Source organism: Paenibacillus sp. E194 (assembly GCF_000935845.1).
Taxonomy (GTDB): Bacteria; Bacillota; Bacilli; order Paenibacillales; family Paenibacillaceae; genus Paenibacillus_B; species Paenibacillus_B alvei_B.
Map to the genome: position 1 here is coordinate 15,071 of NZ_JMDX01000056.1, position 13,983 is coordinate 29,053.

13 protein-coding genes are annotated in these 13,983 nt (G+C 46.3%); 1 reads left to right on the forward strand and 12 read right to left on the reverse strand.

Annotation, left to right across the window (positions count from 1 at the left end; translation table 11 throughout):
* Positions 1–212 precede the first annotated feature (212 nt).
* The 9 genes from rbsB to AZ66_RS10335 form a co-directional block, all read right to left on the reverse strand.
* Positions 213–1,130: a ribose ABC transporter substrate-binding protein RbsB gene (rbsB, locus tag AZ66_RS10290; protein WP_044354762.1), complete on the reverse strand. Its 918-nt coding sequence runs from the start codon at positions 1,128–1,130 to the stop codon at positions 213–215.
* An 18-nt stretch (positions 1,131–1,148) separates the two neighbouring features.
* The gene (gene rbsC, locus AZ66_RS10295; RefSeq protein ID WP_021261443.1) at positions 1,149–2,117 is read right to left on the reverse strand and encodes a ribose ABC transporter permease RbsC; all 969 of its coding nucleotides are present in this window, start codon (positions 2,115–2,117) and stop codon (positions 1,149–1,151) included.
* A 1-nt stretch (position 2,118) separates the two neighbouring features.
* Positions 2,119–3,600: a sugar ABC transporter ATP-binding protein gene (locus AZ66_RS10300; RefSeq protein WP_044354764.1), complete on the reverse strand. Its 1,482-nt coding sequence runs from the start codon at positions 3,598–3,600 to the stop codon at positions 2,119–2,121.
* 147 nt (positions 3,601–3,747) lie between these two features.
* Positions 3,748–4,146 (reverse strand): D-ribose pyranase, encoded by a 399-nt coding sequence (rbsD, locus tag AZ66_RS10305; RefSeq protein ID WP_044354765.1) that lies wholly within the window; start codon positions 4,144–4,146, stop codon positions 3,748–3,750.
* A gap of 1 nt (position 4,147) precedes the next feature.
* The gene (gene rbsK / locus AZ66_RS10310) at positions 4,148–5,026 is read right to left on the reverse strand and encodes a ribokinase (RefSeq protein WP_044354767.1); all 879 of its coding nucleotides are present in this window, start codon (positions 5,024–5,026) and stop codon (positions 4,148–4,150) included.
* Complete coding sequence (locus AZ66_RS10315) at positions 5,019–6,008, reverse strand: LacI family DNA-binding transcriptional regulator (protein WP_044354768.1); 990 nt, start codon at positions 6,006–6,008, stop codon at positions 5,019–5,021. The genes rbsK and AZ66_RS10315 overlap by 8 nt, the downstream gene beginning before the upstream one ends.
* Positions 6,009–6,352: 344 nt before the next feature.
* Positions 6,353–6,997, reverse strand: a complete 645-nt coding sequence (locus tag AZ66_RS10320) for a histidine phosphatase family protein (protein ID WP_044354770.1) — start codon at positions 6,995–6,997, stop codon at positions 6,353–6,355.
* A gap of 54 nt (positions 6,998–7,051) precedes the next feature.
* Entirely contained in the window at positions 7,052–8,803 is a 1,752-nt protein-coding gene (abc-f, locus tag AZ66_RS10325; RefSeq protein WP_044354771.1) for a ribosomal protection-like ABC-F family protein, read from the reverse strand.
* A gap of 666 nt (positions 8,804–9,469) precedes the next feature.
* A complete protein-coding gene (locus tag AZ66_RS10335) occupies positions 9,470–10,831 on the reverse strand; it encodes an MATE family efflux transporter (protein ID WP_044354773.1) in 1,362 nt (453 codons plus the stop codon).
* 146 nt (positions 10,832–10,977) lie between these two features.
* Here AZ66_RS10335 and xerS point away from each other — a divergent pair, with 146 nt between their 5' ends.
* Positions 10,978–12,066, forward strand: coding sequence for a tyrosine recombinase XerS (gene xerS / locus AZ66_RS10340; RefSeq protein ID WP_021261433.1), 1,089 nt, complete (start codon positions 10,978–10,980; stop codon positions 12,064–12,066).
* Between the two features lie 71 nt (positions 12,067–12,137).
* Here xerS and AZ66_RS10345 read toward each other — a convergent pair whose 3' ends face one another.
* The 3 genes from AZ66_RS10345 to AZ66_RS10355 are packed head-to-tail and all read right to left on the reverse strand — an operon-like array spanning position 12,138 to position 13,854.
* Positions 12,138–12,875 (reverse strand): DUF4247 domain-containing protein, encoded by a 738-nt coding sequence (locus AZ66_RS10345; RefSeq protein WP_044354774.1) that lies wholly within the window; start codon positions 12,873–12,875, stop codon positions 12,138–12,140.
* A 9-nt stretch (positions 12,876–12,884) separates the two neighbouring features.
* Positions 12,885–13,391, reverse strand: coding sequence for a DUF4178 domain-containing protein (locus AZ66_RS10350; protein WP_044354776.1), 507 nt, complete (start codon positions 13,389–13,391; stop codon positions 12,885–12,887).
* A gap of 31 nt (positions 13,392–13,422) precedes the next feature.
* Positions 13,423–13,854 carry a DUF350 domain-containing protein gene (locus AZ66_RS10355; RefSeq protein WP_021253859.1) on the reverse strand — a complete coding sequence of 144 codons (432 nt, stop codon included), beginning with the start codon at positions 13,852–13,854 and terminating at the stop codon, positions 13,423–13,425.
* Positions 13,855–13,983 lie beyond the last annotated feature (129 nt).

Below are 13,983 nucleotides of genomic sequence, written 5' to 3' on the forward strand. Positions count from 1 at the left end.
CTATTTTTTACCGATTTGGATGTGAAAAAGATCATAGATCCGAAAAAAATGTAAATTTTAAATTATGGATATGAAAATTTTAGGGAGCGGGGCTCAAACAGCATGTTTGTGCTTAACAAAAAAGCTCCCTTAACAGCAGCAGCCCAAACATGAGCCTGTTTGCTGAAAAGAGAGCTTCCTAAACGGATAAGCGTCCACGCTTATTTCACAACTTATTCCTTAGTCACCAGCTTCAGCGGGGCAGGAATCGTTTTTTCCACTGGCTTGCCTTGCAGCACGTCATATGCGGCTTGCACCGCAAGCTGTCCGATCAGGTCAGGCTGCTGTGCTACGGTTGCTGTGAGCTTGCCTTCCTGAATCGATTTTAATGCATCGTCATTGCCGTCAAATCCGATAACCGGAATATTTTTGCCGGTGCTCTTAATGGCTTCAATCGCACCGAGCGCCATTTCATCATTGTGCGCGAACACAGCTTGTACATCAGGATTTGCTTGAAGCAGGTTTTCCATCACGTTGAGACCTTTTGTACGGTCAAAGTCTGCCGTTTGCTTCGCAATAACTTTCAAAGTCTGGTCGGCCACTTCGTGGAAGCCCTTGCCGCGTTCACGGGTCGCCGATGCGCCCGCTACACCTTCAAGCTCAATGACTTTCGCATTTTTGCCAACGAGGTTCTCGATAAATTCAGCTGCCATGCGGCCGCCCTTCACATTATCTGAAGCCACCAGTGCTTCAACGTCGCCGTGATCCGCCGAGCGGTCGAGCGTAATGACAGGAATGCCAAGACCGTTCGCTGATTGCACCGCATTCGAGATGGCTGCAGAATCGGTAGGATTAATCAGCAGTACATTCACGCCTTTTTGCATCAGGTCATCGACGTCATTGCTTTGTTTAGCCGAATCGTTTTGCGCATCGATGACAATTGTTTCTATGCCGTGTTTTTTGGCTTCGGCAACCACGCCATCTTTTAAGGAAACGAAGAACGGGTTATTCAGCGTGGAGACAGACAAACCGATTTTTATATCCTTCAAATCCCCACCAGCCTTAGGCTTTGCCCAGCTTGGGGGCTCAAGAGAACAACCAGTCGTTACAATGAGCAGAAACGCTGCCAATATTATCGTTAGCTTTTTCATTTGATTCTCTCCTCTCGCTTATGCAGATTTCTTCCGGTCGATGAGCACCGCAATCAGAATAACGATACCTTTGACCACCATTTGATAGAAGGAAGATACGCCGAGCAGGTTAAGTCCGTTGTTCAGGGTACCGATAATCAGTGCACCAATCAACGTACCGACAATTCGTCCCCGGCCTCCGGAAAGGCTTGTACCGCCCAATACTACCGCAGCAATTGCATCCAGCTCATAGGATGTACCTGCGGTCGGCTGTGCCGAGTTCAAACGTGAAGTCAAGATAGCCCCGGCCAAAGCGGAAAGCATACCTGCCAAGGAATAAATCATGATTTTAACGCGTGACACTTTAATGCCAGAAACGATAGCCGCTTTTTCGTTACCGCCGATTGCATAGGTTTTGCGCCCAAAAGCCGTTTTGTGCAATATCACCCACAGTATTGCGAAAGCAATAATCATCGTAATTGCAGGAACCGGAATGCCAAACTGATAACCGCGACCGAACAATTGGAATGTCATGCTGTCACCGAGCCCGGTAATCGGATTACCATCTGTATAAACGAGCGTCAGTCCTCTAAAAATCGTCATTGTTGCAAGTGTTGCGATAAACGGAGCCATTTTACCCTGGGTAACCAGAAGACCGTTAATCATGCCCATCACACCACCAAGCAAACATCCGGCGAGGATAGACAGAATCGGATCATAGCCGGCTACGAGCATATTGGCTACAAACGCACTTGATAATGCCAGGGTTGAGCCGACGGACAAGTCGATCCCGCCCGTAAGAATAACGAAGGTCATGCCAAACGCAATCAGTGCGTTGATGGATACCTGCCGCAGCAAGTTCAAAATGTTAAGCGGTTCCAAAAAACTTGGGTTAAGAATGGACACGATGACAATCAGTATGAATAGACCAAGGAGAGGTCCGAGCTTTTGCGTCATTTGCGATAGTTGAAAGCCTTTGCTTGTTTTTGCATCATTGATGGTTGTCATATCACTTTCCCCCTGTCGCTAGCGTCATTATTTTTTCCTGTGTAGCTTCTGCTTTATTTAATTCTCCTGTGATTCGTCCTTCGTGAACAACAACGATGCGGTCGCTCATGCCGAGCACTTCAGGCAATTCGGAAGATACCATAATAATGGCAACTCCATGGCCTGTCAGCTCGTTCATGAGCTGGTAGATTTCGCGCTTAGCGCCAACGTCTACCCCTCGGGTCGGTTCATCGAGGATTAACAGCTTCGGTCCGATGCCTATCCACTTGGCGATAACCACCTTCTGCTGATTACCGCCGGACAAATTGCCTGCTGCGGTTTCTGCTGAATGCGTTTTGATCTGCAGTCGCTTAATCAAGGCATCCACGAACAATTTTTCACTCTGCGTTGAGATGATGCCCTTCTTTGTAAAGCCGCTGATACTTGGAAGCACCATGTTTTCCCGAACGGAAAAGTCCAGAACCAAACCCTCATCTTTGCGGTCTTCCGTGATGAAACCGATTCCAAGATTAACGGCGTCAACTGGCTTGCTGATCTCGACCTTCTTGCCGAACATAAGGATCTCGCCTTGATCCAGCCGATCCAATCCGAACAGCGCTCTCATAATTTCGGTTCGTCCAGAACCCATCAGGCCGGAGAAACCAACGATTTCACCTTGACGGACGCTGAAGCTGACATCTTCGAACCATCCTTTGCGAGTTGCATGCTCTACTTCCAGTACAACCTCACCTGGTGATGGGTTGCGAGCAGGGTAGCGTTCGGTCAGCTCCCTGCCGACCATTTTCTTTACGACTTCATCGAAATTGGTTTCTGGAATCGCCTTGGTGTCTACGGTTCGGCCGTCGCGCATTACGGTAATCCGGTCGCAAATTTCGAAGATTTCCTCCATGCGATGCGATATATAAACAATCGATACTCCTTCTTGTTTCAAGGAACGAATGACTTCAAATAGTTTCTGAATTTCTCTTTCCGTCAGCGCCGAGGTTGGTTCGTCCATGATAATGACCTTAGTGTCCGTCAATAGCGCCTTGGCGATTTCAATCATCTGCTGCTGTCCTACTGAGCATTGTCCTGCTTCCATATTCAACGGAATGTCAACAGAAAGTCTCTTGAACTGCTCCATTGCAAGCGCCTTCATTTCCTTGGATTTCAGAAGTCCCCAATTCGAGGACATCTCCTTCCCGATGAACAGGTTGTCCACCACGGTCATGTCAGGCCATATATTTAGCTCCTGATGGATGAAAGCGATGCCTTGCCGCTCCGCTTCTTTCGGATTGGCAAAATACGTTTCCTTGCCGTCAATAAGGATGGTTCCTTTATCTCTTGCATGCAGGCCCGTCAGAATGTTCATTAGGGTGGACTTGCCCGCACCGTTTTCACCCATGAGGGCGTGAACCTCACCTTCGCGCAGGTCAAAATCGACGCCAGATAATACCTGATTGCTGCCGAAGGCTTTGTGGATTCCTTTCATTTGAATCTGCATAATGGCTCCTCCTTACAAGTTTTGCGGAGCTATGCTCCTATGGATGTCTTCGCAGCAAAACTACCTCGGAAGCATACGCTTAGTTTTGCGAACGTTGCTTCTCTGGATGTTCTTTGCAGCAAAACTGGCTTCGAAAGCAGATGCTTGCTAACCGAAATAGACACCTGACTGTAAAATGATATTGGCGAACGGTTTGGCCTCGCCCGTGCGAATCACGGCTTTGGCCTTGCGAGTTAGTTCCTTGAATTCTTCGTGAGGACAATCCTCGATATCACAATCAGCGAATTTATGCTGAATATAAACATTTGCTTCACTATTTTGCGTTTTGATTTCTCTCGCAATCACCACTTTTTCGATTTCCATATCGGCAGCAATGGCATTGACGGTTTCCTCGAAGCTTGGCGTACCTAAAGTCAGCGCCAAATCAATTTTCTTGACCCCTTCCGGTATGGGAAGACCGACGTCGCAGACGACGATTGTATCCGTGTGGCCCAAATCGGCCAGAATTTTCGAAATATGACTGTTCAAGATGCCTTGTTTTTTCATGTTACATCTGCGCCTCCACTTCTTGACGATATGGCATGCCGCCCTGCGCACCAAACTTCGTTACAGACAAGGAAGCTGCACGGTTAGCAAAACGGACGCTATCGTAAATCGCTGTTCCCTCAGCCAGTGCGACCGCAAAAGCGGCGTTAAAGGTATCTCCCGCGCCTGTCGTATCTACCACTTCCACTTTGTAAGATGGTACGAGCACTTCATTAGATCCATCGAAATAACGCACTCCCTTACTGCCTTCGGTAATAAACAGCTTGTTTGGATATTTGCGCAGCGCCTCAGGAACAGTTAGAGATGAAAACAGGATTTCCGCTTCATGCTCATTTGGTGTAATATAAGCGGCGTTTTCGATTACTTCATCATCAAGCGGACGTGCTGGCGCCGGGTTGAGCAGCAGCGGAATCCCAAGGTTCTTACAGATCCGGCTGACATGAGTAACGGTTTCCACCGGAATCTCTTGCTGGATCATCACCATATCGGCTCCTGCAAAAGCTTCCCTCATATGGTCGATATATTCCGGGGTAACTTCATTATTGGCCGCTTTCACGACAACAATACTGTTATCACCTTCTGCCAAAATGATATGCGCTGTTCCACTTTCCATATGTGGAACCGGTTCCACATTGTCGACACAAACGTTGTTTTGCTTAAAGTTGTTCAAAATTTGCGCTGCGAATGCATCGTCTCCTACGCGCCCAATCATGGTTACGTCGGCTCCGAGCCGCGCTGCGGCAACGGCCTGGTTCGCACCTTTGCCTCCAGGAACTGTTTTGAAGCTTTCCCCGAGAACCGTTTCACCGGCCCCCGGGCGCTTGGATGATGTAACGACCAAATCAATGGATGAGCTTCCTACTACAATAATTTTAGCCATGTTGCCCCACCTTCCTCATTGTTTCCCGCTCTGTAAATGTCACGGGCATTTGTATGATTTTCTGATCTACGTTTTCATTTTCTAATAATTGTATTAAAAGGTCTGCCGAGGCTATGCCCATATCATAAGCTGGCTGCCTAATCGTCGTTAGTGCCGGAGTTAAGAGACTGCTGAGCGGAATATCGTCAAAGCCGATAATTTGCACGTCATCCGGCACATTCTTGCCAAGCCGAAGCGCTTCATGAAGCACAGCCGTAGCAACAATGTCGTTGCTGGCAATGATGCCATCCGTGTCTGGATAACGTTCGAACAATTCCTTCGCCCATTTTCCTGCTTCCGTGAACGAAAACGATGTAGTCCGGATTACGTTGTAATCCATCCCATGGTTGATCAGCACATCAATCGCGCCCTGATAACGATCCTGTGCCGGCCGAATGGAAGCCGGACCCTGCATGACCGTAATCCGCTTACTGCCGCGGGCAATCATTTCACGGGCAGCTATCTTTCCGCCTTCATGTCCGTCCGCAAATACCGACGGGCGATTGTCCACCGTACGGTCGAGAAACACTACTGGAATCTTCAGCTTCCGATAGATATCTGCATCCGGATGGTTCGTGGAGACAATCACGCCAACCACGTTATTTTGTACAAAGGTCTGGATATATTCCTTTTCTTTCTTTATATCTTCATCGCTATTGCCAAAAATGATCCGAAAATCATTCTCCTGCATCTTATCCTCTACGCCACGCGCCAACTCAGGAAAAAAGGGGTTGGTGATATCCGGGAGAAGAAAACCAATCAGTCTGGATTTTCGCTTATATAAGGATCTTGCTACTTCATTCGGTGTATAATGGAGCTCTTTGATTGCGCTTTCAATCTTTCTGCGGGTATCATCATGCACATATCCAGTGTCGTTGATTACCCGTGATACGGTTGCCGCGGATACGCCCGCATGTTTCGCTACGTCTCTAATCGTTGCCATCGTTGTTACTCACCTCTAAATATGAAACCGGTTACACATATAAAATAACACAATCATTTCCCTTTGACAAGGTTTATGGCTGTTCCATTATCTAGGTAGGATGGCTGCAGCATCTTTTTGGTCGTCGTGGCAGGCTGCGGTTCTGATCAAGTAGAATCTGAGGAGTATTTGTGTTGAAAATCTACGACACAAACATTAGTCCTTGACCTTGGATTTTCACCCATTTAGAAAAGATGTCTTGAACCAATGTTTGTGCCGTTCTGCAATAATCTTGTAATGCAACAAAATGGAGAGCGGAAAGCCTTCCTTCAAAATGAAGGAAATTTTGCATATAGGAGACCTATCTATCTCATGAAATCTTGAAGACTAATTTTTTGGACAACCTCATACCCATTCCCCGGCCCTTTGGGCTTAATCACGACAGTACCCATATTAGGGATCTCACCGACAGCAACATCGGTAGGAAAAGCGTGCCCGATGATTACTTTGTTCGTTCCGGGGGGAGGTACCACCTCGAGCATTTTCTCTACCTGTGTCACGATGTTCTGTTTCTCTGCAGCTGAAATTGAGCTGTCGCTAAGCTTAGTGACATCAGCTAGAGAAGGATCAACAACTACATTACCCGAACCAAAAGCAAGTTCAGCCGTTTCTCGGGTGCGGCAATATGGACTCGCAACAACTGGATATTGAACGGGAATATTGAGTTTGCGCATAGACACCCCGAGCAATTTAGCCTGCTCTCTTCCGGTATCGCTCAAATTGCGCTGCGTGGAGCAATCCTGAAAATCCACGACTGGTCGATCCTGCCCGACCGCAGCTTCGCCATGCCTCATATACAAAATATATCCGCCTTTTTGTATGTCATGAATCACGGCAGCCAATTCATTCTCTGGCACATCCACTTGCACAATACTTTCGCTTTGGAAACCGGACACGAACATCATAATCGCAAGGCATATTGGCAGAAGAGCAAACTTATTCATTTTCATATAGCTGGATACCCTTTCATTCACGGATGTACTTCTATGGTTCGCTAGTTCAAGCTATTTATGCCTAGATTGATCCAATTGCTTCTTTCTGTGGAGCCACAATCGGTATTCCTCATCTAGCGCCGCATACTTGTTATCTCCTGGTTTACACAGTGATAGCTCGGCTAAAATGTGGGATAACTTATGTTCTACCATTAACCGATCATACACCTCTTCTGAGTAGGCAGTCTGATCCGAACCATATCCATCATCGCCAACTTGCACTGCCTGTCTTAATGAACGTTGTGACATTGTCACTTTACCGTCATGGAAGACCAGCCATTTTTGACATACTCGTTCGAGGAAATACCGATCATGGGAAGCGATCAACATCGTTCCAGAATACGAAGTTAACGTTTCCTCTAGTTGCGTCCTGCTCTGTAAATCTAAATGATTCGTTGGTTCATCCAAAACAAGCACGTCTGAACGATTGAAGATCAAGTTCGCGATTTTGAGACGCATCCGTTCTCCTAGGCTCAGCTGCTTTATTGGTTTCATCAACATTGCTGACTCGATCCCCATCTGAGCGAGTACCGTACGTACTTCGGCAAGATTTTCGGAGTCATACCATTTCAATGCGCATTGCTCCTCATCCAGATCGTCCAGCTCCTGAGATAAGTAGGCGGGCTTGAGACTTGGACTTAGCCAGATCTCTCCACGATCAGGTTGAAGCTGCCCTATTAACATCCGGATAAGCGTTGATTTGCCGCACCCATTTGGCCCTAGAAGTCCGATTCTATCTCCACGCTTAACGGTAAATGAACTATCTTGGAACAACAGCTTATTCCCTACTGACTTGCTTAACCGATTTGCTTCCAGCATTCGTCTACCCCGTTTGTCTGGATGATCAAATTCGAAGTAGATTTGCTGCTCCTCTCGCGGCTTCTGTATTCCTTCACATTCGATTCGACGAAGCCTTTTTATCCTCGATTTCACCTGTCGATCCATTTTCTTGGCCTTGGTACGATAGAACTCCTTGATCCCAGTACGCATCTCGGCCATTTTGCCAACTTTACCTGCTTCTCGGTGCGCCTTGGAAGACCACTGTTCCAAGCGGTGGATTTCAATTTCTATTTTTGCTTTATACTTTTGCTCCGTCTCATATTGATGCAGCTGATTCTGATATCTTCGAGCTTTTTCATCGCGATACGCGCTGTAGTTCCCCATGTATTCATGAGCAACTCCATCCTCTAGCTCAATAATGCGCTGAACCGTCCGATCAAGAAAATATCGATCATGCGAGATGACAAGCATCGAACCATCGTATGAATTCAGTTCTCGAATCAACCATTCCACACCATCCAAGTCTAGATGGTTCGTAGGCTCATCTAAAAGTAATAAATGAGGGCGAGTTGACCAGATATGAGCTAGCGCCATCTTCGTGCGCTCCCCTCCGCTCAGATGACGAGCTCTCTCCATTTCCCACGACTGTACCTGTCTTACGCCCATCATGCTTGTTGCAGTCATGAATGAGGAAGCTCCATCCTTCTCCAGCATGCATTCCGACATCTCACTGAACATTTGAACTGAATACGAAGTCGATTGCCTTAAATATCCGATATCAATCGAATCTCCGAAACAAGTGATCACACCTGTGTCCGGCTTTACTGTTCCATATAGTAACTGGGCGAGTGTCGTTTTGCCTGCACCATTGCATCCGACCAGTCCAATGCGATCCCCCTTGGCAATATCGAGCTGAATATTTCGTAGCACCTGCAAATCTCCAAAGGCTTTCGCTAATTTTTTGCAGCTTAACAACAACGTCATACGTTTACCTCCTTTATCCACGCAACTAAGCGCAACAAAAAACTCACCGGCCTCTGCCGATGAGTCACGATTAGATTGTGCGATAAAGAAACCCTAACGTAAACAAATAGCATACCCTCCATAAGCACTCTGTAGCTTACGCATAGGTACAAGTCGCGGCAAAACAAAACAGGAGCAAGCTTTTTCAGCCTGCACTGCTTCCTCTGTCCAACTACTACGATAAGGAGTATCTGTATATAGGCACACGTGTTTTCTAACCGTTCCACCATTGCGGCAGAGCACTGGATCGTTGTTATCCAATTCCATAACGAGTCCAATTAGTTAGTCCACATGTCCTTAAATAGATACCTCCTCTTACATATTCGTTTCTACCTTATCACATTGTAATAAAAAAGTATACAACAGTTGAACATTACTTCATATAAAACTTTGCGGGTAGCAAATCGTTGGTTGTACCCTTCAAACTACCATAGCAGGAACTTCTCAAGTGCTTCTGCTGCGGAAAATCTGTTTACTTGAACTCCGAATTATTTCAGTCAAACATATCGAGAAGATCACGAACTCAATAATACATCACCTAACAAAAAACAAGAGAGCAGATGCCCTCTTGTTTCAAATAGTTTACTGAAATGAGTTTGTTAAATGCAATTTTTATTAAATCATTAACTAATTTGTTTGTACGTGCTTCAGTACTCTGCGCTCTACAATTGCAAGCCGTGTGAACAGCGCAACAGCGCCTGCTGCTAGACCACTAATCAGTCCGATCCAATAGCCATACGCATGTAGATCCGTCCAGTTCGCCAGGACATAGCCTAACGGTAGACCAATAATCCAATACGAGGCGAATGCGATCATGAACACAGCATTTACATCTTTATAGCCGCGAAGCGTACCTTGAACAGGTGCCGCAATCGCGTCTGACAGCTGGAAGAATATCGCATACATCAGGAACGACGATGTAATCTCACGCACACCCGCTTCCTTCGTGTACATGCCTGCTACTTCATTATGGAACAAGAATAGGAATATTGCACATAGCGAGGATAAGCCCACCGCTGTAAATATACCAAGTCTCGCATAGGTTTTCGCATCCCTGAATCGCTTGGCGCCCACTTCGAATCCAACGAGAATCGTTAATGACATCGCGATGCTCATCGGAAGCATGTATAATAAGGAAGCAAAATTGAGTGCCGATTGATGTGCTGCAATTGTTGCCGTGTCATATTCACTCATGAATATGGTTACCATGGAGAAAATACTTACTTCAAAGAAAATCGATAATCCGATCGGCATCCCGATGCGAAGAATCTCTTTCCAATGTGTCAGTGAAATACCATTCCATGTGCGAAGCATGCCCATTTCACGCATTCGATCATTGCGCCGCATAAATCCAATCGCTACGCAAGTAATAATACCATATGTAATGGCTGTCGCAATTCCTGATCCTGCCCCACCGAACGCTGGAAACCCAAAATTACCGAAAATAAACAGATAGTTCAAAAGCACATTGATCGGGAAGGACAGGAGGGTAATGATCATGGTAACTCGTGTCAGGCCAAGCCCATCGATACTAGCGCGCAATACGGTGTAAAGAAAAGATGGAATGACCCCAAATCCAATTGCAGTCAAATATTCTCTTGCCACCCGGTGAACATCCGCATCCAGCTTCATAAAGGTTAGAATCGGATCAACCGCAAATATACCGATCCCAATGACAGCCGCTCCGAAGATGACGGCTAAATATGCTGCCTGGGTCACACTTGGAGCAATTAACTGCTTGCGTTCTGCTCCCATATGCTGCGCCACAATTGGCGTCACCGCAAGGAAAATCCCGCTTAGCCCTGTGTATACGGGCACCCAAATACTCGTAGCGATCGCTACACCTGCTAAGTCAGAAGTTCGGTAGTTGCCTGACATGACCGTATCAAAGAATGTCATCAGTTGCATTGCCACTTGCGTTACGAATATAGGCAATAAAATATGTAGCATTTGAATCAATTTTTGCTTTAATGAGTAAGTCTGCTTCATGTCTTCTTATCTCCTTGTATGCACAACTTTAACCATTGTAGCATCTCTACCCATTCGATTGAACAACTATTTGAGCATTGCCTTCTTTACGCGGGATCACTCGTTCATTACAATAGAAGGAGTATGGAAGGAGGTCTCTGCCCAATATGACGATTCAGAAGACGAGAGACCGTGCTGTGCTTCAGCACAAGCTGCCGTCCCTGCCCTGGTACGTGCAACAATTTATTGAATATAAGATGCCCGATTTATCTCCATCCTCCTTGTTGGAGTATGTGCGGGACTACGAAATATTTCTGGGCTGGCTCGTATCCGAGCGATTAACCGATGCGCATGATCAGAAGGATGTTACCTTATTAGATTTGGAATCGCTTCGCATGGAGCATATTACTTCGTTTCGCATTTATTTGACGACATACAAAGAAACAACCAATGCCCGCGTGACCGTGTCCCGCAAGCTGTCATCCCTGCGCTCCTTATTCCATTACTTGAGCCAAATTGCAGAGGATGAGAACTTCTACCCGTTATTGAAGCGCAATGTAATGGCCAAGATCGAAATCAAACGCGTACATAAACCGAAAGACAGCGCCTCTAAGCTGAAGGGTAAGCTGCTAGAAGATAATGAAATTAACGGGTTCATTCATTATGTGCGGGATGGTTATGCCCAAGATGTAGCCAATAACAAACAAGCTGCATATGCACATGCGCAGAATGCGGTTCGGGATGCTGCCATTGTCAGCCTAATCCTGAATTCCGGGTTGCGGGTTAGCGAAGTTGTGAATCTCAACATGGATGATGTCGATATGAACAACAAGCTCGTCTATGTATATCGCAAGGGTCATAATGATGAGACGTTCAAGACTCCGGTTTATTACCGTGACAGCGCAAGACATGACTTGGCCGAATACATGGAAGCACGTTCAACACGGTATGCTGCGCCTAAAAAGGAAAAAGCCTTCTTCCTCGCAATCAAGAATGGCGAGAAGGAAGGAAATCGCATGACGAAACGTGCAATTCAGCAGATGATTATTAAATATGCAAAGAGATACGGCAAGCCTGCTCTAACTGTACATAAGCTTCGGCACTCTTTCGCCACAGATTATTATTTGCAAAATGACATTTACAAAACAAAGGAACAGCTTGGCCACGCTTCGACAGAGACAACGGAAATCTATGCACACCTGACAGATAAGACGATGTCTGAAGCTATTGAGCGGCGGCAGGACGAGGAAGAGTAATCTCTTCTAATTTCCCCATAAAATAAGAACCGCTCTTCTATCCGAGAAGAGCGGTTCTTATTTGCCTTCTGCTATCGCTTTCGGCGGAATATACTTCCCGAACCGGAACGAGTCTTCGGCGGTTTCGATTTTTTTACTTTCGGTGGATTATAACTTCCCCCGCTCCCCCCTCGTGATATGGAGCCGCGATTGCTATTATCCTTCGGCTGCCTTGAGAAGAACCCGCCCCCCGTATTCTTCGACGTATCTGTCGAGGAGCCTCTGCGGAAGATGGATCCCTTGCGATCCACTGTCATTGGAGGAGCCTTCTTCTTATCCTCCACCGTAGGCTTTTGGTATGATTTCGTCGGCTCGTATGTACGACGCTCATTATAACCCCGGTACTTCCCATACCCGCTTAATGAATCGAACAGGGTATCGAGCAGCTTGTATTGCAGGTACATCTCCAAGAAGCTTCGATCATAATTCTGCCTTACGTACTCCTGTGAAGCCACTTCAATAATCGAATCTTCTGGTTTGTCTTTGTCGCGCTGCACCTGAATGAGCTCATTATCATAGACGAGGAACATTCGCTCGTCACTCTGTTCAGATGTCTGCTTCGGTTTACGTTTATCAGAGATAGACTTAGCCGCTTCAGGTACGGTTGTGTTCTCAGCACGATATATATAAGAAGTGCTCTTCCCATCGCGACTCACAGACTCAAGCGGATACGTCTCCGAAAGGTCATACTGCCCGCAAGCCGTTAGCAAAGGAATAATCAAGCTGAAAATGACAAGCCATTTGATTGAATCCAATCCGAATTTTCGCATAGGCGCCTCTTAAGAACCGCGCAGAATACGTACGTCAGCGGATATGACAGAATCTCCTTCATACAACTGGAATCGTCCATCCTGCCATTCAATGCGAAGCAGCTTACGATCATCGGCTTGATACTGCCACACGTACTGCTCGCCAGATACGCCAAATGGCGTTTGTCCTGTACACACGACTCTGCCGTTATATTGGTCTTCCATGTAATACCACTTACCATCAAGTTCAATTTCTGTGGGAACTTCCTCCACATCATCCAGACGTCCGTCAATGGAATCGTACAGACTATAATAGGCCTGCTCTCTTTGCTCCACAAATAAATATTTCATGTGTGATCCGTCTCTCAGAGTCAGCCATGCAGAATTACGCATACGCCAATCTGTACGGCCAATTACTTCATAACTGATAAGTGAAATTTCACATATATCCCCGGGGCCAAGCGTAGAGGGCGTTTTCTCTGGTTGAGGTGCTTCCGGCTTCGCCATAATATTTTTAATGCGTTTCCACAAGCTCATAAGTTCTGCCTCCTTCCTGTTGAATCACTTGTTATATGCAAGCTGCAATAATTAACGCGCCAACCACATGCAGCGAACCAGCCACGAGTGCATACGACATATTGCCTTGCTTCGTCCCCTCTTCCAAGTTCATGTTGAATACAGTACGGAACAACAAGCGAATTAGCAATTCCAGAATAAGCAATATGACGAATGAGAAGAGAGACATCAATAATGCCTCGCCTAAGCTGTAAGCGACACGAATAGAACTAGATAAAATATAGCCTTGCGAGAACAGCTTCATAATAAAACGAGTCGTTACCGCAACATTGCCTTGTCTCATTTCATGGACATCCTTATATCCTGTAAACAAGGAGTCTACAATCATGAGAATGAATAAGAGCACCGCTCCTATCGCCGTCCACACCGCAATACGCGGCACATTCTCCAGCAGGACTGACCAATTTTCCAATCCGAAACTCAATTCGAATCCTCCCCCATTGCCTTTTGGACGAAAGCCAGCTTACACAGCAGTTTGTCCAGATTCGGCAATCTCGTGTAAAAATGTGTTCTTCTCTTCATTGTATTTCATTAACGAACCCATATACCTGTA

Excerpts from the sequence above, each read along its gene's own strand:
- rbsB (WP_044354762.1), bottom strand. The coding sequence starts at position 1,130 with ATGAAAAAGCTAACGATAATATTGGCAGCGTTTCTGCTCATTGTAACG.
- rbsC (WP_021261443.1), bottom strand. The coding sequence starts at position 2,117 with ATGACAACCATCAATGATGCAAAAACAAGCAAAGGCTTTCAACTATCG.
- AZ66_RS10300 (WP_044354764.1), bottom strand. The coding sequence starts at position 3,600 with ATGCAGATTCAAATGAAAGGAATCCACAAAGCCTTCGGCAGCAATCAG.
- rbsD (WP_044354765.1), bottom strand. The coding sequence starts at position 4,146 with ATGAAAAAACAAGGCATCTTGAACAGTCATATTTCGAAAATTCTGGCC.
- rbsK (WP_044354767.1), bottom strand. The coding sequence starts at position 5,026 with ATGGCTAAAATTATTGTAGTAGGAAGCTCATCCATTGATTTGGTCGTT.
- AZ66_RS10315 (WP_044354768.1), bottom strand. The coding sequence starts at position 6,008 with ATGGCAACGATTAGAGACGTAGCGAAACATGCGGGCGTATCCGCGGCA.
- AZ66_RS10320 (WP_044354770.1), bottom strand. The coding sequence starts at position 6,997 with ATGAAAATGAATAAGTTTGCTCTTCTGCCAATATGCCTTGCGATTATG.
- abc-f (WP_044354771.1), bottom strand. The coding sequence starts at position 8,803 with ATGACGTTGTTGTTAAGCTGCAAAAAATTAGCGAAAGCCTTTGGAGAT.
- AZ66_RS10335 (WP_044354773.1), bottom strand. The coding sequence starts at position 10,831 with ATGAAGCAGACTTACTCATTAAAGCAAAAATTGATTCAAATGCTACAT.
- xerS (WP_021261433.1), top strand. The coding sequence starts at position 10,978 with ATGACGATTCAGAAGACGAGAGACCGTGCTGTGCTTCAGCACAAGCTG.
- AZ66_RS10345 (WP_044354774.1), bottom strand. The coding sequence starts at position 12,875 with ATGCGAAAATTCGGATTGGATTCAATCAAATGGCTTGTCATTTTCAGC.
- AZ66_RS10350 (WP_044354776.1), bottom strand. The coding sequence starts at position 13,391 with ATGAGCTTGTGGAAACGCATTAAAAATATTATGGCGAAGCCGGAAGCA.